Here is a 19387-nt window from a genome sequence, read left to right as displayed (position 1 = left end):
ATAAAGACAAGATGTGCTTCGCATGATAGCGGAAACAAGAATCGTTCTCAGTGAAAAATCTTGGCCACATGCTTGTCATCTTCCTGACGGCAGGAGCCTTCCGCAAGCCCGGGTCACGCAGGCATTATGTAGTGCCCGAAGGGCCTCAGACGGGCTGTTTCCTTTCAGGCGTTGCCATCAGCAGGCGCGCCGCAACCAGTAGTGACGAAGCGACGGCGATCGCGCCGATCAGATAGACGGTTTCAATGCCCCAGGAGCCTGCCACGGCGCCAAGAACTGGCCCGGTGATTCCCAGTGAAATGTCCAGGAAGGCCACATAGGCGCCCATGGCCGCGCCTCGGCTTTGTGGCGGAGCCCGGCGTACGGCTTCTACGCCGAAGCCAGGGAACGCCAGGGAATATCCGAACCCTGTCAGCGCGGCCCCGGCGTATGCCACGAGGGCGGTATCGGCTCTCCAGATCAACAGTTGTCCCACGGCCTCGATTAGTACGCAGAAAAGGGCGACGCGGGCACCGCCCAACTTGTCGGGCAGGTGGCCGAAGAAGAGGCGGGCGCCAATGAATGCCAGGCCGAAGGCAGTAAATGCCAGGGAAGCATTGCCCCAGTTGCGCGCAGCGAACAGCAAGGCGATGAAGGCGGTGATGGCGCCAAAGCCCACGCTGGAAAGCGCCAAACCCATGCCGGCGCCCCAAACGGCTCCCAGCACCTTGTAGAACGGTATGCGCCGAGCCGCGGTAGGCGCCATGGCACCTACGTTGGCCACCATGGCCAAACCCAGCAGAGGAAGAAGAGCGGCCGCAACGGCAATACCGGCAAAGCCCTTGGCCGCATGGATGGCGACCCCTGCAGGAGCGCCGGCGGCATAGGCGCCATACATCGCGATGCCGACCCAGGCCATGACCTTTCCCGCGTTCTGCGGCCCGGCCAGGCCAACACCCCAGCTCAAGGCCCCGGTCACGATCAGGCTTTCACCGCAACCCAGCAATACGCGTCCCAGCAGCAGCGCCCATACCGACGCGCTGGGTGAGGCCAGGAACGCCAGCGACGCGAGATAAGCCGCCCCCGAGCAAGCGGAGATGAGAAACCCCGTGACTACGGCTCGCTTGGCTCCACGGGTGTCAGCGAGGTTGCCGGCCCAGGCGCGGGAGAGCAGGGCGGCGGCGAATTGTGCCCCGATGACGGCACCTACCACCAGGGTGCTCACGCCCAGTCCGTCGTGCATGTGCAGTGGCAGGACCGGCAACGGCAAGCCAATGGCAAGGAAACCGACGAACACTGCCAATGTAATGGGCAGCAGCTTTGAAAAAACGTTGGCCGCGGGCGGTGCTTGTACCCCAGCGGCAGATGGTGCTTGAGAACGATAAGACATGAATTATTCAAAATATGAGTATTTGCTCGATATTTGGAATAATATGAGGGATTACTCGTATTGAAAACTCGTGTTTCGATTGCCTCATGCAAACCTTGCCTCAACCACGGCGCATCCCGCGCCAAGCCCGTTCAAGGGCTCTGGTGGAAGCCATTCTGGAAGCCACGGCTCGCGTTTTGACCGAAAAGGGTTATGCAGGCACCAACACCAATCTGGTCGCTGAACGCGCAGGTGTCAGCGTGGGCTCCGTGTATCAGTACTTTCCCAACAAGGACTCCTTGCTCGCCGCGCTGCACGAGCGGCACGCGGCCGAAATGCAAACCGCCATGGAAACCGTACTGGAGGCAGCGCGGGACCGAAGCCTGCACGGACACCTTGCTGCGCTGGTGCATGCATGGCTGGCAGCCCACGAGGTTTCACCCGAGCTGCATCGGGTGCTGGAAAAGGAATTCCCGTTCTTTGATGCGCCGTCGGACCAGAGTCCCGCCGACCAGGGCATCTTCCGCCGGATCCGCCAGCTGCTGGAAGATCATCGCGCGGAGGTAGTACCCGAGGACCTTGATCTGGCCACCTGGATCGTGCTCCAGACCATGGAGTCCTTGATCCATGCTGCCGTCATTGCGCCGTCACCGGGTCACCCGGTCGATGCCATCGAACAGGCCATCGTGGAGATGCTCGCTGGCTACTTGTACGGCAGACAAGGCGGCGCCCTGCTACGCGAATAAAGAAAAAAGGGAAAGGAAAAGGGGGCTAAAAAAAGGGCCGATCTTGCGATCAGCCCTTGAAGGGATCCCTGAACCCTATGGTTTCGAAAAGATCCGAGGAGACAACTTGCAGAAACCTTGCCCTAGGCTCCAGTGGAAAAGAATGCCGGCATGCATTCCTTTCCACTGGAGGCTCCCCTACATCAGCGGAGGAGCTAGGTCTTCCGGTCCGAAGAATCGGCCGGAAGTTGCACTTGCTGACAGGTATGACTGACCTTGTCAGTTAGTGTGCTCGAATCAACAAGCTTGAATTAACGAGCTTTTTTGGCAGCAGCGGTAGCTGTCTTCGCAGCGTTCGTGGCGCTGGTAGCCACGGCGTTGAAGTTGGCTTCGGCGACGTCGGAAGCCTGCTTGACAGCTTTCTGCACGGATTCGAATGCGTTGTTGGCGGCAGCCACGGCGCTCTTCATCACGGCAACGGCGGTTTCGGAGCCGGCGGGAGCATTCTTGGCAGCGTTGTCCACCAGAGCGGCGAATTGGGCTTGGCCTTCGGCCAGCTTGCCTTCGAAGGCCTTGCTGAATTCAGCGCTGGTGCCGGAAGCGATGTCATACAGATGACGGCTGTAGGCAGCAGCTTTTTCAGCCAGCGGCTGGAACAGGTTGGCTTGCAGAGCCAGCAGTTCCTGAGCGTCCTTGACGTTCAGCAGAGCCTGGGTGTGGCTGGCGGACTCGGACAGGGCAGCCTTGGTGGCGGTCAGGTTCAGTTCGACCAGTTTTTCAACGCCTTCGAAGGCTTTGGTGGTCAGGCCGTGCAGGGTTTCCATGTTGGCTTTCTGGGACGCAACGAGTTGTTCAGGGGTCAGCATATGTCTCTCCAAAAGATGGTTTCAAAAGGGGTTTCGTTTGCCGCCTGAACCGCTACTTCTTTGTTGCAGTGCAGCATGGGTTGAATTTTAGGGACCTGAAAAAGTATTGCAATAGTGCTTTGGTGCATTGCAGCACTTTTAGACAGGCCTTTCTAAAACCTCAAGTCTCAGCCAGGGCATGGCGGTGAGAGGGGCTGGCGGGCGCTGGCAGAATGAAGCCATGAACTCGCCTTCCACTCGCCCGCAACCCGAACTCCGCGGCAGCTATCGCGCCTTCCGCTCCATCACCACGCGCTGGATGGACAACGACCAATACGGCCACGTGAACAACGTGATCTACTACAGCTGGTTCGATACGGCCGTCAATGCGCACCTCATAGAGCAAGGCGCGCTGGACACCGAAAAGGGCAGCACCATCGGCTTCGTCATCGAAACGCAGTGCCAGTACTTCGCGCCGCTGTCATTTCCCCAGACGGTGGAAGCCGGCATTCGCGTGGCGCACATCGGTTCTTCCAGCGTGCGCTATGAAGTCGGGCTGTTTGCCCAGGGCGAGGAAAAAACCGCCGCCAAGGGCCATTTTGTCCATGTTTACGTGGACCGCGAAACGCGGCGCCCCGCCGCTCTTCCACCGAAGCTCAAAGCTGTTCTGGAGCAACTCCTATGTCCTCCGATACCTCCCAACTGAATGCACCCATTGCCGATCAGGCCAGCGTTGATGCGGCCATAGAAAACAGGTTCTGCGTCCGCGCCTTCCTGCCCACCCCGGTGCCGCGCGAGATGATCCAGGACATCCTGCGCGTGGCTACCCGCGCGCCGTCTGGCTCCAATGCCCAACCCTGGAAAGTCTATGTGCTGCAGGGGGATGCCAAGGCAGGGCTGAGCGAGAAAGTGTGCGCCGCGCACGATGCCTTGCGCGAGCACACCGAACTGGAGGCCAGGTTTCGCCCCGACTACGATTACTACCCCAGGCACTGGGTTGAGCCCTATCTGGCCCGCAGGCGCCAGTGCGGCTGGGGCCTGTATGGCTTGCTGGGTATCGCCAAGGGCGACGGGGACAGGATGCACGCGCAGCATCAGCGCAATTACCGGTTCTTCGATGCGCCAGTCGGCATGATGTTCACACTGGACCGTGTCATGGGGCAGGGGAGCCTGGTCGACTATGGCATGTTTCTGCAGAACATCATGGTGGCTGCCCGTGCCCGCGGCCTGCATACCTGTCCGCAAGCGGCATGGAACAACTATGCCCACATCGTGCTGCCGCACATTGGCGCCAGCGCCGAAGAGATGCTGGTGTGCGGCCTGTCGCTGGGCCATGCCGATACCAGCGCCAAGGTCAATACCTACAGCACGCCACGCGAGCCCGTGGAATCATTCACGCACTGGCTGAGCTAAAGCCAAGAGCGCGGTCAGTATCCCCGTGAGGGGTCGATGACATTGTCCGGTGCCTTGCCCGCTGATACGAGCCTGATGTTGGCCGCGATTTGCGTGGCGGAAGATGACGGGATCGCCACCGAGGCCAGGTGCGGAGTGATCAGCACGTTGGGCATGCTCCACAAGGGATCGTCAGCCGGCAACGGCTCGCGCTCAAAGACGTCGAGCGTGGCCCCGCCGATATGCCCGCTGCGGAGCAGATCGGTCAAAGCGGCCTGATCGACCAAAGCCCCCCGGGCCACATTGATGAAGGCGCTGCCGGGCCGCATCTTTTCGAGCCGTTCGCGATTGAACAGCCTGGCCGTCTGCGGCGTGAGTGGCAGCATCAGCACGAGGATGTCCGCTCGCCCGATCACCGCGTCCAGGGTATCCATGCCGGCCAGGCACTCCACACCCTCCACCTGCGCCGGGCTGCGCGACCAGCCGATCACCTTGAAGCCTTGGCGCTGAAGCTCGTAAGCGGCCTTGGCACCCAATTGCCCCAGCCCTAGTACGCTCACAGTGACTTCTTCAGGCGAGCGGGGATGCCGGTAGGCCCATTTCCCTTGCCGCTGGGCTTGCTCGAAGAAGGGAATATCCCGTGCATGCCGCAGCACCGAAAAAAGTACATAGCCAGCCATCATCCGCGCCATCTGCGGGTCGTTGATCCGGGTGATCGGGATACCCGCGGGCAAGTCGTCCCGGCGCACCAGTGAATCCACCCCGGCGCCCAGGTTGATGATGAGCCGCAGGTTGTCCATGCGGTCGAAAAAGCGCTCGGGCGGCTTCCAGACCAGCGCGTAGTGGATGTCCCGCGGGTCTTCGATCGCACTGGCGTGCACGATCTTCAGATCGGGCAACTGGGCCTGGATGGCACGCTTCCAGGTTTCGAAATCATCGAAGTCGCTGTGAAAGGCCAGCGCACCGGAAGGCGCGGCTTCGGACATGCTCATCAGGTCTTGCCTCTATTTGTTCTTGCGCACCAGATCCGCGATGGCCTGGATGGCCAGCTCGTACCCATCGCCGCCCAGGCCGGCCACGATGCCATCGGCCACCTTGGAGATGTAGGAATGGTGGCGGAAGGACTCCCGCTTCCAGATGTTGCTCATGTGGGTTTCGATGATCTTGCCGGGAAAGGACATCAGCGCATCGAGAATGGGGATTGAAGTGTAGGTCAGCCCGGCGGCGTTGATGATGATGCCATCCGCCACCCCGCGCGCCTCCTGGATCCAGTCGATCAACTGGCCTTCATAGTTCGATTGGAGGAACCTGAATGAGGCATTCAGTGAGGCGGCTTTCTTTTCGCAGCGCGCCTGGAGGACAGGGAAGCTGTCGGTTCCGTAGGTCTTGTTGGCATCCAGGCCATAGAGATTGGCGTTGGGGCCATTCAGGAACCAGATCGTGATGTCGCTCATGGTGGTCAGCTTTCGTAGGGTCGGGTGGCCTGCATGGCCGGCAGCTTCTGAAACGCTTCGTTCCAACGGGCCGCGCGTTCATGCTGCGCGCGCCAATCGAATTCAGGGAACCGGAAATCGAGATACCCCAAGGCACTGCCGATCGTGATCTCACCGATGCTGGGTTGTTCCAGGGCCAGCGTGGGCGCGATGGCCTCGATCGAATCAAGGCCGGCCGCGACCTTGGTCAGCAAGGCTTCCCGCCAGGTGGGCCATTGGAATTCAGGGGGCGCGCCGTGTGTTCGTAGCGCGCGAGCAAAGCGGCATCGAGCACTCCGTCTCCCAGCGCTTGCCGCGTCAGCGCCGTCCACCGCTCGTCGCCAGCGGCTGGAAAGAGGTAGCTGGCGCCCGCGCGGCTGGCCAGATATTCGCAGATCACGCGGCTGTCGTAGAGCGCCTGGCCGTTGTCCAGGATCAGTGTCGGCACTTTGGCCAACGGGTTATGGGCGGCGATTCTGGCGTCTCGCCGAACCGGATGGGCGGCGCTGTCAAGCCATTCAATGTCGGCGGCCTGGCCCGTCAGATGGGCGCAGACCATCACCTTGCGGACGAAAGGCGAGGTAGGTGCGAATAGAAGTTTCATGGGTTTGCTGCCTCGGGAATCAGCACCAGCTTGCCGAAAACCTGACCGCTTTCGAGCATCTCGTGGGAAGCCGCCGCATCTTTCAATGCAAAGGTGTGGTGAATGCGCGGCCCGATCCGGCCGCTTTGAACCAAGGGCATGACATGCCGCCCAATGCCTTGGGCCATGCGCGCCTTTTCGCTGCGGCTTTGAGGGCGCATGGTGGATGAGTGCAGACTGAGCTGCTTTTGCATGAGCTGCAGCATCTCGATCTGAACCGCCGAGCCCTGCATGAAGGACAAGCTGACGTGGCGGCCGCCAAAGGCCATGGCCTGCAGGTTGCGGTGAACATAGTCACCGCCGACCACATCCAGCACGACATCCACCCCTCGGCCCTCGGTGCGCTCCAGGCAGGCTTGCACAAAATCAGTGGTGCGCCAGCAGATCGTGGCGTCGGCCCCCAGGGCCTTGAGCTCCTCGAAGCGCGTTTCATCGCTGGCCGTCATGATGACGGTGGCTCCTGCTGCGCGGGCCATCTGGATCGCCAGGGTGCCGATACCGCCGGCTCCGCCGTGGACCAGCAGAGTGTCGCCCATGCGCAGCCGGCCCAGCTCGAAAAGGTTGTGCCACACGGTGAACAATCCTTCCGGCAGTGCCGCGGCTTCAGCGTCAGACAGGCGCTCAGGCACGGCGAAGGAATGATCCACCGCGGCGACGCACCAAGGTGCATAGCCGCCGCCGGGAACCAGGCTCATGAGCCGCCGGCCGGCCAAGGCGCCATCTACGCCAGGACCGCAGGCGACCACTTCGCCGCATACTTCCAGGCCCAACACATCAGTCACGCCAGGCGCGGGCTTGGAAATGCCCTGGCGCTGCATGATGTCCGGCCTGTTGACGCCGGCACCCAGCACCCGCAACAGGACTTCCCCGGCTCCAGGTTCGGGTACTGGGCGGTCGGCCAATGCCAGCACGCTGGCATTGCCAGGCTCACGTGCGATGACCGCTTGCATGGAGGAGGGGAGGGAGGGCATGGAGGGCATGGGGTCGCTTTGTCTTGAGGTTTACTTCGAAGAAGCGAAGACGCTGACGCCTTCATTCGGCAGGGCCAGGCCCGCGACCGAACCTACGGGCCACTGATGCAACGCCCCCGGACCGGCACTACGTACTGTGACCACCTGGCGAACCGTCATCGGGGGGATGGCGACGTCGACGAAGGTGTCTATGTGATCTCCCTGGAAGACATGGTTGATGACCGTGCCGCTCAACACCGAACCGGGGTGCAGGTTCTCCAGGGTGATGTGTTCCGGGCGCACGTACAAGTCCAGTCTTTGGCCTTCGTGCGACGCACCCACCAGGCGCTCCTGCGGCAAGCTGAGCAGCCCGGCGCCCAGGCGCAGCTGTATCTCCGAGGCGGTCCTTCCGTGGTGATGGGCAGGCAGAATGTTCACATCGCCCAGGAACGAGGCGACAAAGGGGTCTCGAGGGTTCTGGTAGAGCTCGGCAGGCGGGGCTATCTGGCGAATGGCGCCTGCGGACATCACCGCGATGCGATCGGACATGGCCAGGGCCTCGCCCTGGTCGTGGGTCACGAACACCGTGGTGAGCCCCAGCCGGCGCTGGATTTCACGGATCTCCACCTGCATGGAGCCGCGCAGACTCTTGTCAAGGGCCGAAAAGGGCTCGTCGAGCAGGAGCACCTTGGGCTGAATGATGAGGGCCCGAGCCAGGGCCACGCGCTGCTGTTGTCCGCCTGAGAGCTCGCGCGGCTTGCGTTGGCCCAAGCCGTCAAGCTTCACCATGGCCATGGCGTCTTTCACACGCCGGGCTACCTCGTCCTTGGCGACGCCCCGCATGCGCAAGCCATAGCCGATGTTGCGCTCGACCGTCATGTGCGGAAACAGCGCGTAGTTCTGGAAGACGATGCCGATCTGCCGCTGGTGTGGAGGCTCGCTGGTGACCGGCTGGCCGTCGATGAAAATCTCTCCCTCGTCGGCCCCCGCGAAGCCCGCGATGAGGTTGAGCAGCGTGGTCTTGCCGCAGCCCGAAGGACCCAGCAGCGTAAGGAACTCTCCCCGGCCGATATCCAAGGAGAGCTGATGCAGCACGGTGTGCTCTCCGTATTTTTTCACCACATCTTGCAGGCTGACGGCGATGTCGGCTTCTGACGGGAGGCGTGGGCTGCTTGGCGATGCGGGCGCGTTGGCTACTTTCATGGCAGAACGATAAGGCAAACCGCCGTCATGGGGTCTTTGCCGAAATTGATCCGACCCTTCAAAAAAAACGAAATGCCCGCGCTTTGCTTTTTCCTAAGCCCTGAGTTCGAAAAGCGTGATTTCCAAACCGGGTGCGCTTGACCACACTCCCTGATATCGACAACGGATGCCTGCGTGCTCCGTTCCGGTCCCGATTACCTTCAGGAAAGCCCTATGTCAGTTGAAAAAATCAATACCCTCGTGGTCGGTGCTGGCCAAGCTGGAATAGCGATGAGCGAGCATCTTTCTCAGATGGGCGTGCCGCATATCGTGCTCGAACGCCATCGGATCGCGGAGCGCTGGCGCTCGGAGCGCTGGGATTCTCTGGTCGCCAACGGGCCGGCCTGGCATGACCGGTTCCCGGGGCAGAAGTTCGAGGGCATTTCGCCAGAGGTATTCCCGGCGAAAGAACGCGTGGCCCAATACTTCGAGGACTACGCTGGCATGATCAAGGCGCCCGTGCGCACGGGTGTGGAAGTCAGTCAGGTGGAACGCCACCAAGGCCGCCCAGGATTCAAGGTGACTACATCGGCTGGCGTGATCGAGGCAGACAACGTGGTGGCGGCGACCGGGCCTTTCCAGATCCCCGCTTATCCAAAAATCGTGCCCGAGAACAGCGGCATCCAGCAACTGCACTCATCGACCTACAAGAACCCGGGGCAACTGGCGGAAGGCGCGGTGCTGGTGGTGGGCGCGGGCGCGTCCGGATCGCAGATTGCGGAGGAGCTCCGCAAAGCCGGCAAGACGGTGTATTTGTCGGTCGGCGAGCACTATCGGCCCCCGCGCTCCTACCGCGACCGTGACTACTGCTGGTGGTTGGGTGCGCTCGGGCTGTGGGACGAAGTCAAGATCCGTCCCAAGAAAGAGCATGTGGCTTTCGCGGTGAGCGGCTACGAGGGAGGCAAGACGGTCGATTTCCGCCGACTGGCCCACATGGGCATCACCCTGGTGGGGCTGACCAAGGCGTATCGCAACGGTGTCCTCGATTTCGAGGAGGGCTTGGCCCGCAATATCGCCGACGGAGACCAGGCCTACTTCGACGTGCTGCGCGAAGCCGATGCTTATATCGAGCAGAACGGCTTGCCTTTGCCGCCTGAACCCGATGCCTGGGAACTGCTCCCGGACCCCGACTGCCTCAAAGAGCCGATTCTGAGCCTCGACCTCGCAGCGGCTGGCGTCACCACCATCTTGTGGGCGACCGGCTTCAAGTTTGATTACAGCTGGTTGAAGGTAAATGCGTTCAATGAAAAGGGCGATCCTTTCCACAAACGCGGCATTTCAGCGGAAAGCGGCATCTATTTCCTGGGTTTGCCGAATCTGGTCAACAGGGCGTCTTCCTTCATTTATGGCGTTTGGCACGACGCCAAGTACATCGCTGACCACATCGTGCTCCAGAACGGATACATGTCCTATACCAAGCCGTAAATGAAGCTCTCCCCGTCATTCCCGCATGGCCGGCCCCCGCGCAGGCGGGAATGACGAGAGCCTGTTCTGGACTTACTGGCAGAGGAAGTCGACAAGGCCCTGCAACATCCGGTCGCAGGCATCGATCTGGGAGAGTTCGACGTATTCGTCGGCCTTGTGCGCCACTTCGATGCTGCCGGGCCCGCAGATCAGCACCGGTGTCTCGTTCCAGCTTTGCTTGAAAAGGCCGCCCTCGCTGCCGTAATCGACCTTGGTGCGAGGCGTGCCCGGCGGCAGCAGCGAAGCCAGCAGCCCCACGGCGGGAGCATCTTCGGCCGTGTTCAGGCTGGGATAGCTGTTGACCATCTGGATGTCCGGCGCGGGCGCCTCGGGGTGCACGGCATCCTGCTTGGTGCGCTCTGCCAGCCTGGACAGGATCCGGGCCAGGATCTGCTCGGGCTGGTCCTGCGATACGTTGCGGATCTCGAAACCCAGTTCGCATTCGTCGGGCACGATGTTCAAGGCCCGCCCGCCGCGGATGGTGCCGACGTGTACCGTGGTGTAGGGCACGCCGTAGCCTTCCTCGCGGGGTCCGGTTTCAGCGAGTTCGCGCTGAACGTCGCGCAAGGAAGCGACAAGATCGCTCGCCATGTGCACGGCGTTGATGAACCGCGGTGCCAGGCCGGAATGGCCCGCCTGGCCGCAGCAGACGGCACGATAAGCTGCCTTGCCTTTGTGCCCGACCCCTATGCGCATGAGGGTCGGCTCGCCCACGATGCAAAGATAGGGGGCGGGCAGGGTGCCTTCCAGGCGGCGCAGCAGATGGCGCACGCCCACGCAGCCGATCTCCTCATCAAAGGAAAGTGCCAATTGCAAGGGGCGCTTGAGCGGCTGGCGAGCGGCCGCCACCATGGCGGTGACCGCACAGGCGACGAATCCTTTCATGTCGGCGGTGCCGCGCCCGTAGAGCCGGCCGTTCTTGTGCGTGGCCTCGAAGGGGGCGACGTCCAGGGCTGGCCTTCGACAGGTACCACATCCGTATGGCCGGAAAGCAGCACCCCCGGGATGCCTTGAGGGCCCACGCTAGCGAAAAGATTGGTCCGGGTCGGGTCTTCCGGATCCGGTGCCTGGAAGGATTCAATGCCGGCTTCCGCCAGGATCTCCTGGACCTTTTCAATCAGTCCCACATTGGGCTTGAGCGATACAGAAGGATAGGAAACCAGCGTCTCAAGCAGGGCGATGCTGTCGGAGGAGGGTGATTTTTTCATGGTGGTCGAACTCTGAAAACCGGTTGAAAGCGGCAGTTGGACGTATTCAGGAGCCCGAGACATAGCGATCGAAGAATGCCGACGAGCTCATCCCGGGGATATATTGGTCGGAGATATAGGCGCGGCAGCGTTCCATGAAGACGCGCGTCAGCCGCGATTGTTTCATTGCCTTGTAGGTGGCCAGGCCCAGCAGCATCGGCCGATTTTCGCCGGCCAGGCGAACGCGTACCGTGCGCTTACCATCAAGCGACAGATTGGACTTGGGCCTGATGTTGAACAGGGCATAGCCAATTCCGTTGGCCACCATGGAGCGCACCACTTCCGTGGAGCTCGAACGCGCCACGATGTTGGGTGTCAAACCTGCCTTGGCAAAGAGCGAGGTGAAGTAGTCCCGGCTCATGGGCAGATCAAGGAGGACAAGGGGTTGTGGCGCCAGCTCTTCCAGGGTGATGGTCCGCAACTGTGCCATTGGATGCACCTCGCCTACCAGCACGTAAGGCGGCAGTGTCGCCAGGCACTCAAACTCGATGTCGTCGCCCTGATGCAGGTCATACGTGATGGCCAGATCGATTTCCAAAGCGCGCAGCTTGTTCATCAGGACTTCCTGATCGCCTTCCACCATCTGGAGCTCCACCCGGTCGAACGCCCGGGAAAACCCGAAGATGACTTCCGGCGCAATCATGGCTGTCAAAGACTGAAAACTTCCCACGCGCAGGGAGCCCTGAATGGCTGCGCTTGATTCGGCAGCGATTTCATAAAGGCGTGAGGACTGGCTCAGCACGTCTTCGCATTGCTGCAGTACCAGCGTGCCAATCGCCGTGAGGCCGAGCCCCTTGGACGGATGGCGCACAAACAACTGCACGCTCAGCTCAGCCTCGATGTGGGCAATGGCCGCGGAAATCGAAGGCGAGGAAATATGGATCTGTGCCGAGGCCGTGGCGATGCTGCCGTGTTTGGCCGTGGCGACAAAATACTCCATCTGTCGCAGGGAGATGCGGTTGAGCATGTAGGAAGGTCAAAAAAGAGGGCTGCAGGCCAACCGCTCAGTGTACCGGCCCCCTTTGTGAAGATGGTCTCAGGCTCGACTAGAGATTACCCGGCACACCAAAGCTCGGCGCCGCGCGAGGGTCCAAGGCCCGGGTGATGTAGTCCTTCAGTTGAGGCTCATAGACCTTCCAGGTGGCATAAAGCGCCTGCACCGGATCATGCTCCACCCAGTCCAGCCGCAGATCCACGACAGGCCAGTTCTGCTCGCCATAGACCAGCAAGCCGGCCGAGTGCACCGGGCCTTCTTCGCCGCCTGCGGCCTGGCCGGCGAGCATCGCCTGCATCAGCCGCTCGGCGAGAGAGCCCTCCGCCTGCTCGAAAGCCGTGAGCATGGCCTGTGGCACGCTGCGCGTGCGCAGCATGTTGCCGGCGCAGGCCGCATGGGCGCCCACCACACTGGCCAGGGTACCCAAAGCCTGGGCACCGGTGAACACCACAGGCGGGTTGTGTGCGTCGATGAGCATCAACTGCCGGTAGTCAATGAATGGGCGCTTTCGCAGCTCGGCCAGCGCCTGCTCAGGCGTGGCGCCGCCTGCCATCAAATCGAGGGCGAGCGGACCCAGATCCGGATCCGTGATGTTCTGGCTGGCGGCGGAACCCACCCCTTGCGCCCGCGGATGCAGCGCGAGGCCACGGCCGGAGAAGATGAGGCTACCGCGGCACCGAACTGACCGGTGGCGGGGCAGCGCGCGATGATGGAAAAAGTCATGGCGGATCAGTCAGGGATGACGGCAGTGGCATCGATTTCCACCAACCACTCCGGACGGGCGAGGGCAGAAACCACAATGCCCGTCGAGACCGGGAACACACCCTTGAGCCAGCGGCCGACCACCCGGTAGACCGCCTCGCGATAGCGCGGATCAATGATGTAGATCGTGATTTTGCAGATATGCTCCAGCTCGCCGCCGGCTTCTTTCAGCAGCATGGCGATATTGGCCATGGCTTGTTCGGCTTGCCCGGCGACATCTCCGATGCAAACGCTTTCCGAAGTGTCGAGGTTCTGGCCAATCTGACCCCGCAGGAAAACCGTGCTGCCTCGGGCGACCACTGCCTGGCACAGATCGTTGTCGAGCTTTTGCTCTGGATAGGTGTCTTTGGTGTTGAAGGTACGAATACGGGTGTGCTTCATGTTGGGTCGCGCCAGGAAAAGAGCAGAAGAAAGAGCTGAGGGAGGCATCCTCGCCCTGACTGCCCGCCGGCGCCATTTGTTTTTTCCGGCCGGTCATTTAGGAATTTCCGACTTCGGGTAGACCCCTAGACAGGCGGACGGCCATCAGGAAATTTGAGGCACCTATATGTAAAAGGCGACTTGGCTGGCAGATACATCTTTCCTCATCATCCATGTCGTGACTTGAATCAACCCTTGTTTAACTTTTCGATTGAGGACTATCCATGATTCGCAAGCTTTTGACACTGTGTGCGTTGTCTGCCACTCTGAGTGGTACAGCGGCTTGGGCCCAGGATGCCCTGGTGGTCAGCACCTGGGGCGGAAGTTTCCGTGATCTCATCGACGAGAACATCGGCAAGGAATTCACCAAGCAGACGGGCGTGCCCGTAAAATACGTGACTGGCGGCACGATCGACCGCCTGAACAAGGCCAAGCTGGCCTCCAAGCCTGAAAGCGACATCACATTCACCACCTCGCACGTGGGCTGGCTGTATGCGGGCAGCAACCTGTTCGAAACGTTGGATACCTCCAAAATCCCGAATTACAGCCATCTGGTCGATCGTGCCAAGATCAGTCCGTACCACATCGGCAGTTGGGCCTATATCTACTCCATCGGCTACCGTGCGGACCTGGTGCCGCCCAGCATGAAGTTCGAAAGCTGGAACGATCTGTGGAACCCCGCCCTGAAGGGCAAGCTCAGCGCGCCCGATTTTGATCCGAGCCACATCATCGCGGTGTCGGCCATGCTGTCGGGTGGTGACGCCAAGTCGTGGGAAAAAGGCCAGCAGAAGCTCAAGGCGCTCAAACCCAACTTCAAGGCCTTCTACACCAACGACGCCAACGCGCAGCAACTGATCGCCACGGGTGAAACCCCGGTGGAAGTCATTCTCTCGATCAACGCCTATCACATGGTCAGCCAAGGCGTGCCGATCAAGGTGACCATGCCTAAGGAAGGCGCCGTGCTGGGGGTCGACACCATGGGCATCATGAAAGGCTCGACCAAGGCCGATCTGGCCTATAAGTTCATGAACATTGCGCTGTCGCCCGAGGTGCAGTCGAAGATCGTGGCCTCCAAGAAGGCCAGCCCGGTTATCGACAACGCCGTGGTTTCGGCGGAAGATGCCAAATTGCCGGGCGTGTTCACCACCAAGGAGCAGTGGGCCACGCAGACCATCGTGATCGATGACAAACTGCGTGCCGAGAAGACCGCCGAATGGCGCAAATGGTTCACTGAAAACATCATGAACTGACGCTGGTTTAGCCATTCAGGGTCATTCAAGAGAGGGTTTCGCGGCACTCTGCAGCGGGGCCCTTCCTTCCAACAGGTAGAGAGCAAGGTTTGGGAATGCGTCGTTCCGATCCACGGGTCTGGCTGGTCTCGCCAGCGGTCATTGTCGCGGTGTGCATCGCGGTATCGCTGCTGGCGGTGCTGCAATTCAGCCTTCGGGCCTTCATCCCCGGCTCGCTGGATGTGGGCGGATTCACCTGGGACAACTTCAAGGGCCTCGGCAAATCGATCTATCTGGATGCTTTCGCCAATACCTTGTTGCTGAGCGTGGAAACGACGGTCCTCTCGCTGCTGGCGGCCTATCCGCTGGCCTACGCGCTGGTGCGGGTGAAAAATCGCGCGCTCAAGTCCTTCATTCTGGTCGTTTCGATCACGCCGCTGTTTCTGGGCGAGATCGTCCGCACCTATTCGTGGATTGCCGTGCTGGGCAGCAACGGCTTCATCAACGGCGCGCTCCGCAAGCTCGGCCTGATCGAATGGCCCCTGGAACTCATGTTCACCCACCTCGGCGTGCTGGTGGCGCTGGTGCACGTGACCATTCCCGTCGTGGTGCTCATGCTCGCCACCGCGATCTCCCACATCAACCGGGACTACGAAAAGGCGGCCCAGAGCCTGGGCGCGGGTCCTGTCCGAACGTTTCTCACGGTGACCTTGCCACTGTCGATGCCGGGTATCCTGGCCAGCATCACCACCGCTTTCGCCTGGACTTTCAGCGCCTTTGCCACGCCACAGATGATCGGTGGAGGCCGCGTGCCGACCGTCTCGACGCTGGTCTACCAGCTCGGCTTCTCCTCGATGAATTTCCCACTGGCTGCCAGCCTGAGCGTGATGGGCCTGATGCTGACGGCCGCGGCATTGCTCGCTCTGGGGCTATTTACCAAGCGCTTGAAGACCATCGGCGGGCATTGAGTCATGAAAATCAGAAATTCCCTACCTTGGCCGCTGCGTGTGGGCGGCCCCGTGCTGATCGCCTTGCTGCTGGCCTTCGTGCTGCTGCCAGTGGTGGTGGTTACCCTGGCTTCTTTCAACGAAAAAGCCATCATCACCTTTCCGCCTGAGTCCTACTCGGTGAAATGGTTTGCCCGGGTCTTCAGCTATCCGGATTTCCGGGACGGCTTTCGGGCTAGCCTGATCATCACCGGGTGGTCTTCCGTCGTGGCCCTGGTGGTCGGCACCTGCTTGTCGATCGCGGTCAAACGGCTCGAATTCAAAGGCAAGGAAACGCTGCTGGCCATTCTCCATTCACCGCTCGTGGTGCCGCATTTCACCTTGGGGTTGGGCCTGCTGATCCTGGTGTCGCAGGTTTCCATGCACCGCAACTATGGCATTGTCATTCTGTGCCATGTGATGCTGGTTTTGCCCTTCGTCCTCCGGAGCGTGTACGTCTCGATGGAGAACCTGGACGAGCGCCTGGAGCAGGCCGCGGCCAGCCTCGGGGCGCCTCCGCTGAAGGTGCTGTTCACGATCACGATTCCGCTGCTGGCACCTGGCCTCTTCGGTGGTTGGCTCTTTGCCGCCATCATGTCTTTCAGCGAGTTCACGGCGTCGCTCTTCGTGACCACGCAGGAAACGCAAACCTTGCCGGTGTCCATGTACAACTATGTGCGCGAGTTCGCCGACCCCACGCTGGCCGCGCTCTCGGTGGTCTACATCGCCGTCACAGCCTGCGTACTCGCGTTCGCCAATTACTTCCTGGGTTTGGGGAAGATACTCAATATCGAAGACAACCACTAGGTAGTAGCTAATAGCCCTTGCTACTCCTCCTCGTCATTCCCGCCTCCGCGGGAATGACGAGGAGGGGCTTTTGCGCCACCTTCTTCAGCCGATCCCGCTACACTGGCATGAATAGGCCGCCCGGCGTTGGCGCGGCATAAGAGACATTCATGCCCGGCATCATCCAGAGTCTTCTCGATACCGATCTATACAAGTTCACCATGATGCAGGCGGTGCTGCATCAGTTTCCTGGTGCGCAGGTCGAATACAAATTCAAATGCCGTTCCCCGAACGTGCAGTTGGCGCCCTATATCGACGAGATCCGCGAGGAGATCCGGCAGCTCTGCCAACTTCGCTTCACCGAGGATGAGCTGGCGTACATGCGCTCCATGCGCTTCATCAAGAGCGATTTCGTCGATTTCCTGGGCCTGTTCAAGCTGAACGAGAAGTACATCACGCTCACCCCCCTGGACAACGGCGAGATCGACATTCGTGTGCGCGGCCCCTGGCTGCACACCATCATGTTCGAAATTCCCGTGCTGGCCATCGTCAGCGAGGTCTATTTCCGCAACAGCCATCCCAACCTGGACCTCGCGGAAGGCCGGCGCAGGTTGAACGAGAAGATCGCCAAGCTGGGCACCCCTGGCCTGGAGGAGCTGAGAATTGCCGACTACGGTACCCGCAGGCGTTTTTCGCGCGAATGGCAACGCGAGGTGCTGGAAACCCTGAAAGACAAGCTGGGCGCCAACACGCCACAGGCGCAACTCACCGGCACCAGCAGCGTGCTCTTCGCCAAGGAGCTCGGCTTGCGCCCCATGGGCACCATGGCGCACGAATATCTTCAGGCGTGCCAGGCCCTCGGCCCCAGGCTGCGCGACACCCAGGTGTTCGGCTTCGAGAAATGGGCCCAGGAATACCGGGGCGATCTCGGCATCGCGCTATCCGATGTCTACGGGATGAACGCCTTCCTGCGCGACTTCGATATGTACTTCTGCAAGTTGTTCGACGGCGCCCGGCACGACTCCGGAGACCCCTTCAACTGGGGTGAACGCATGATCGAGCACTATCAGGCCAACCGGTGCGATCCGCGTACCAAAGTCCTGATTTTCAGCGACGGCCTGACCATCCCCCGCTGCATTGAGTTGTTCGAGCGCTTTTTCGGCCGTATCCAGGTGGCCTTCGGTGTCGGTACCAACCTGACCAACGACCTTGGGCCCGACGCGCTGCAGATCGTGCTGAAAATGGTGCAGTGCAATGGCCAGCCCGTGGCGAAAATCTCCGATACGCCGGGCAAGACCATGGTGGATGACGAGGGCTATCTGAGCTATTTACGCCAAGTGTTCGAGATCGATGCGCCATAGTATTCTGCGCACGTACCATGCGTACCTGGCGCATTTTCCTGGCCGGCATCCAGGCGCGACGAGACACCTTGGCGCCAGTCCCGAGATAAAAGAATGACCCTTTTGCACTTCTTGCGCCGCAGCGCTTTCGTTTTCGCCCTGGCTCTCCTGGCCGCAGCCCCCGCAGAGGCTGCCACGCTCGACGGAGCAGCGCTTTCGCCCCTCTGGGGCGTGCCGTTTGCCGGCATTCTCTTGTCCATCGCGCTCATGCCTCTGCTGGCACCCGCGTTCTGGCACCATCATTTCGGCAAGGTGGCGGCTGCCTGGGGACTGGCTTTCTTCATCCCGTTTGCGGTGGTGTTCGGCCCCGGCGTGGCCGCGTCGGGTTTCGTCCATGCGCTTCTGGCCGAATATGTGCCCTTCATTCTGCTGCTGACTGCGCTGTTCGTGGTCTCGGGTGGGGTCTACATCCGGGGCAATCTGCACGGCGCACCACTGCTCAATACGGGCATTCTGGCCATTGGTGCAGTACTGGCGAGCTTCATGGGAACCACGGGCGCCTCCATGCTGCTGATTCGTCCGCTGATCCGGGCGAACGACAACCGCAAAAGCTGCGCGCACGTGGTGATCTTCTTCATTTTCATCGTGAGCAACATTGGCGGCTCGCTCACGCCGCTGGGGGATCCTCCGCTGTTTCTGGGCTTTCTGAAGGGCGTGACGTTCTTCTGGACGGTGGGCCACATCTGGTACGACACCTTGTTCCTGGTCGGCGCGCTGCTGGTCATCTTCTTCCTGCTGGACAGCTGGCTTTACCGCAAGGAAGGGGTGACCCGGGCCGACCCCACGCCTGATACACACAGCTTCGGCTTTGACGGCGCGGTCAATTTCTGGCTGCTCGCCGTCATCGTGGCGCTGGTCCTGATGAGTGGCATCTGGTCGCCCGGCGTCGAGTTCGATATTCTGGGTACTCACGTAGGCCTGCCCGGTATCGTCCGCGACGTCGGCCTGGTTGCCGTCACCTTGGTCTCGCTGGCTATCACGCCCGCCAAGGTGCATGCCGACAATCAGTTCGGCTGGGGCCCCATGCAGGAAGTCGCCAAGCTGTTCGCGGGTATCTTTCTCACGATCATCCCGGTCATTGCCATGCTGCAAGCGGGCACCAACGGCCCCTTCGGCGCGGTGGTGCGCGCCGTGACCAATGCCGACGGCTCTCCTAACCCAGCCATGTATTTCTGGGCCACCGGGCTGCTGTCGTCTTTCCTCGATAACGCACCGACTTATCTGGTGTTCTTCAACACCGCTGGCGGCGATGCGCAGATGCTGATGACTACGCTGGCGCCCACGCTCGCGGCCATCAGTGCTGGCGCGGTGTTCATGGGGGCCAACACCTATATCGGCAACGCGCCGAACCTGATGGTCAAGGCCATCGCGGAAGACAGGGGCGTGCGCATGCCCAGTTTCTTCGGCTATATGGTGTGGAGCTGCGGCATCTTGGTGCCGCTCTTCCTCCTCGTGACTTTCATCTTCATCCATTGACAAGGA

At 61.0% G+C, this 19387-nt stretch carries 19 protein-coding genes and 2 pseudogenes; 9 read left to right on the top strand and 12 right to left on the bottom strand.

Annotation, left to right across the window (positions count from 1 at the left end):
* Positions 1-145 precede the first annotated feature (145 nt).
* Entirely contained in the window at positions 146-1369 is a 1224-nt protein-coding gene (locus tag WJU18_RS16135) for an arabinose transporter (RefSeq protein WP_423453854.1), read from the bottom strand.
* Positions 1370-1455: 86 nt separating this feature from the next.
* Here WJU18_RS16135 and WJU18_RS16130 point away from each other — a divergent pair, with 86 nt between their 5' ends.
* Positions 1456-2094 carry a TetR/AcrR family transcriptional regulator gene (locus WJU18_RS16130; protein ID WP_423453852.1) on the top strand — a complete coding sequence of 213 codons (639 nt, stop codon included), beginning with the start codon at positions 1456-1458 and terminating at the stop codon, positions 2092-2094.
* 290 nt (positions 2095-2384) lie between these two features.
* Here WJU18_RS16130 and WJU18_RS16125 read toward each other — a convergent pair whose 3' ends face one another.
* A complete protein-coding gene (locus WJU18_RS16125; RefSeq protein WP_423453850.1) occupies positions 2385-2939 on the bottom strand; it encodes a phasin family protein in 555 nt (184 codons plus the stop codon).
* 220 nt (positions 2940-3159) lie between these two features.
* On the opposite strand from WJU18_RS16125, the gene WJU18_RS16120 reads away from it, so the two are divergent.
* Both WJU18_RS16120 and WJU18_RS16115 read left to right on the top strand, forming a co-directional pair.
* Entirely contained in the window at positions 3160-3624 is a 465-nt protein-coding gene (locus WJU18_RS16120; protein ID WP_423453849.1) for an acyl-CoA thioesterase, read from the top strand.
* Positions 3600-4331: a nitroreductase gene (locus WJU18_RS16115; RefSeq protein WP_423453847.1), complete on the top strand. Its 732-nt coding sequence runs from the start codon at positions 3600-3602 to the stop codon at positions 4329-4331. The genes WJU18_RS16120 and WJU18_RS16115 overlap by 25 nt, the downstream gene beginning before the upstream one ends.
* 14 nt (positions 4332-4345) lie before the next feature.
* Here the strand turns inward: WJU18_RS16115 and WJU18_RS16110 are convergent, their stop codons facing one another.
* From WJU18_RS16110 to WJU18_RS16090, 5 genes and pseudogenes are all read right to left on the bottom strand, one after another.
* Positions 4346-5302 (bottom strand): 2-hydroxyacid dehydrogenase, encoded by a 957-nt coding sequence (locus tag WJU18_RS16110; RefSeq protein WP_423453845.1) that lies wholly within the window; start codon positions 5300-5302, stop codon positions 4346-4348.
* Between the two features lie 12 nt (positions 5303-5314).
* On the bottom strand, positions 5315-5764 hold the full coding sequence (locus tag WJU18_RS16105) for a type II 3-dehydroquinate dehydratase (RefSeq protein WP_423453843.1): 450 nt from the start codon (positions 5762-5764) through the stop codon (positions 5315-5317).
* Between the two features lie 5 nt (positions 5765-5769).
* Positions 5770-6386, bottom strand: a pseudogene (locus WJU18_RS16100) (glutathione S-transferase).
* Positions 6383-7405, bottom strand: a complete 1023-nt coding sequence (locus WJU18_RS16095; RefSeq protein ID WP_423453841.1) for an NAD(P)H-quinone oxidoreductase — start codon at positions 7403-7405, stop codon at positions 6383-6385. Before WJU18_RS16095 ends, WJU18_RS16100 begins: the two are co-directional and overlap by 4 nt.
* A 21-nt stretch (positions 7406-7426) precedes the next feature.
* Positions 7427-8578: an ABC transporter ATP-binding protein gene (locus WJU18_RS16090; RefSeq protein ID WP_423453839.1), complete on the bottom strand. Its 1152-nt coding sequence runs from the start codon at positions 8576-8578 to the stop codon at positions 7427-7429.
* A 213-nt stretch (positions 8579-8791) separates the two neighbouring features.
* Here WJU18_RS16090 and WJU18_RS16085 point away from each other — a divergent pair, with 213 nt between their 5' ends.
* Positions 8792-10042 (top strand): flavin-containing monooxygenase, encoded by a 1251-nt coding sequence (locus WJU18_RS16085; protein ID WP_423453837.1) that lies wholly within the window; start codon positions 8792-8794, stop codon positions 10040-10042.
* Positions 10043-10114: 72 nt separating this feature from the next.
* Here the strand turns inward: WJU18_RS16085 and WJU18_RS16080 are convergent, their stop codons facing one another.
* From WJU18_RS16080 to WJU18_RS16060, 5 genes and pseudogenes are all read right to left on the bottom strand, one after another.
* Entirely contained in the window at positions 10115-10966 is an 852-nt protein-coding gene (locus WJU18_RS16080) for a M20/M25/M40 family metallo-hydrolase (RefSeq protein WP_423453835.1), read from the bottom strand.
* Complete coding sequence (locus WJU18_RS16075) at positions 10963-11289, bottom strand: hypothetical protein (protein WP_423453833.1); 327 nt, start codon at positions 11287-11289, stop codon at positions 10963-10965. The genes WJU18_RS16080 and WJU18_RS16075 overlap by 4 nt, the downstream gene beginning before the upstream one ends.
* A 46-nt stretch (positions 11290-11335) precedes the next feature.
* Positions 11336-12295 carry a LysR substrate-binding domain-containing protein gene (locus tag WJU18_RS16070; RefSeq protein WP_423453831.1) on the bottom strand — a complete coding sequence of 320 codons (960 nt, stop codon included), beginning with the start codon at positions 12293-12295 and terminating at the stop codon, positions 11336-11338.
* Positions 12296-12374: 79 nt separating this feature from the next.
* A pseudogene (locus tag WJU18_RS16065) lies at positions 12375-13045 on the bottom strand (DUF1028 domain-containing protein).
* Positions 13046-13051: 6 nt separating this feature from the next.
* Positions 13052-13465: a RidA family protein gene (locus WJU18_RS16060; protein ID WP_423453829.1), complete on the bottom strand. Its 414-nt coding sequence runs from the start codon at positions 13463-13465 to the stop codon at positions 13052-13054.
* Between the two features lie 263 nt (positions 13466-13728).
* Between WJU18_RS16060 and WJU18_RS16055 the strand changes: the two genes are divergently transcribed.
* The 5 genes from WJU18_RS16055 (at position 13729) to WJU18_RS16035 (ending at position 19381) form a co-directional block, all read left to right on the top strand.
* Complete coding sequence (locus tag WJU18_RS16055) at positions 13729-14754, top strand: ABC transporter substrate-binding protein (RefSeq protein WP_423453827.1); 1026 nt, start codon at positions 13729-13731, stop codon at positions 14752-14754.
* Positions 14755-14849: 95 nt separating this feature from the next.
* A complete protein-coding gene (locus tag WJU18_RS16050; RefSeq protein WP_423453826.1) occupies positions 14850-15701 on the top strand; it encodes an ABC transporter permease in 852 nt (283 codons plus the stop codon).
* Positions 15702-15704: 3 nt separating this feature from the next.
* On the top strand, positions 15705-16526 hold the full coding sequence (locus WJU18_RS16045) for an ABC transporter permease (protein ID WP_423453823.1): 822 nt from the start codon (positions 15705-15707) through the stop codon (positions 16524-16526).
* 149 nt (positions 16527-16675) lie between these two features.
* Positions 16676-17866 (top strand): nicotinate phosphoribosyltransferase, encoded by a 1191-nt coding sequence (gene pncB, locus WJU18_RS16040; RefSeq protein ID WP_423453821.1) that lies wholly within the window; start codon positions 16676-16678, stop codon positions 17864-17866.
* A 93-nt stretch (positions 17867-17959) separates the two neighbouring features.
* Complete coding sequence (locus WJU18_RS16035) at positions 17960-19381, top strand: sodium:proton antiporter (RefSeq protein ID WP_423453819.1); 1422 nt, start codon at positions 17960-17962, stop codon at positions 19379-19381.
* Positions 19382-19387: the final 6 nt, after the last annotated feature.

Source organism: Ottowia sp. VDI28, from assembly GCF_049532675.1.
Taxonomy (GTDB): Bacteria; Pseudomonadota; Gammaproteobacteria; order Burkholderiales; family Burkholderiaceae_C; genus Ottowia.
This window is presented reverse-complemented; position numbering and strand designations above follow the sequence as displayed.

What these genes read in the sequence shown, in the direction of transcription:
- WJU18_RS16135 (WP_423453854.1), bottom strand. Translation starts at nt 1,369, where the DNA reads ATGTCTTATCGTTCTCAAGCACCATCTGCCGCTGGGGTACAAGCACCG.
- WJU18_RS16130 (WP_423453852.1), top strand. Translation starts at nt 1,456, where the DNA reads ATGCAAACCTTGCCTCAACCACGGCGCATCCCGCGCCAAGCCCGTTCA.
- WJU18_RS16125 (WP_423453850.1), bottom strand. Translation starts at nt 2,939, where the DNA reads ATGCTGACCCCTGAACAACTCGTTGCGTCCCAGAAAGCCAACATGGAA.
- WJU18_RS16120 (WP_423453849.1), top strand. Translation starts at nt 3,160, where the DNA reads ATGAACTCGCCTTCCACTCGCCCGCAACCCGAACTCCGCGGCAGCTAT.
- WJU18_RS16115 (WP_423453847.1), top strand. Translation starts at nt 3,600, where the DNA reads ATGTCCTCCGATACCTCCCAACTGAATGCACCCATTGCCGATCAGGCC.
- WJU18_RS16110 (WP_423453845.1), bottom strand. Translation starts at nt 5,302, where the DNA reads ATGAGCATGTCCGAAGCCGCGCCTTCCGGTGCGCTGGCCTTTCACAGC.
- WJU18_RS16105 (WP_423453843.1), bottom strand. Translation starts at nt 5,764, where the DNA reads ATGAGCGACATCACGATCTGGTTCCTGAATGGCCCCAACGCCAATCTC.
- WJU18_RS16095 (WP_423453841.1), bottom strand. Translation starts at nt 7,405, where the DNA reads ATGCCCTCCATGCCCTCCCTCCCCTCCTCCATGCAAGCGGTCATCGCA.
- WJU18_RS16090 (WP_423453839.1), bottom strand. Translation starts at nt 8,578, where the DNA reads ATGAAAGTAGCCAACGCGCCCGCATCGCCAAGCAGCCCACGCCTCCCG.
- WJU18_RS16085 (WP_423453837.1), top strand. Translation starts at nt 8,792, where the DNA reads ATGTCAGTTGAAAAAATCAATACCCTCGTGGTCGGTGCTGGCCAAGCT.
- WJU18_RS16080 (WP_423453835.1), bottom strand. Translation starts at nt 10,966, where the DNA reads ATGAAAGGATTCGTCGCCTGTGCGGTCACCGCCATGGTGGCGGCCGCT.
- WJU18_RS16075 (WP_423453833.1), bottom strand. Translation starts at nt 11,289, where the DNA reads ATGAAAAAATCACCCTCCTCCGACAGCATCGCCCTGCTTGAGACGCTG.
- WJU18_RS16070 (WP_423453831.1), bottom strand. Translation starts at nt 12,295, where the DNA reads ATGCTCAACCGCATCTCCCTGCGACAGATGGAGTATTTTGTCGCCACG.
- WJU18_RS16060 (WP_423453829.1), bottom strand. Translation starts at nt 13,465, where the DNA reads ATGAAGCACACCCGTATTCGTACCTTCAACACCAAAGACACCTATCCA.
- WJU18_RS16055 (WP_423453827.1), top strand. Translation starts at nt 13,729, where the DNA reads ATGATTCGCAAGCTTTTGACACTGTGTGCGTTGTCTGCCACTCTGAGT.
- WJU18_RS16050 (WP_423453826.1), top strand. Translation starts at nt 14,850, where the DNA reads ATGCGTCGTTCCGATCCACGGGTCTGGCTGGTCTCGCCAGCGGTCATT.
- WJU18_RS16045 (WP_423453823.1), top strand. Translation starts at nt 15,705, where the DNA reads ATGAAAATCAGAAATTCCCTACCTTGGCCGCTGCGTGTGGGCGGCCCC.
- pncB (WP_423453821.1), top strand. Translation starts at nt 16,676, where the DNA reads ATGCCCGGCATCATCCAGAGTCTTCTCGATACCGATCTATACAAGTTC.
- WJU18_RS16035 (WP_423453819.1), top strand. Translation starts at nt 17,960, where the DNA reads ATGACCCTTTTGCACTTCTTGCGCCGCAGCGCTTTCGTTTTCGCCCTG.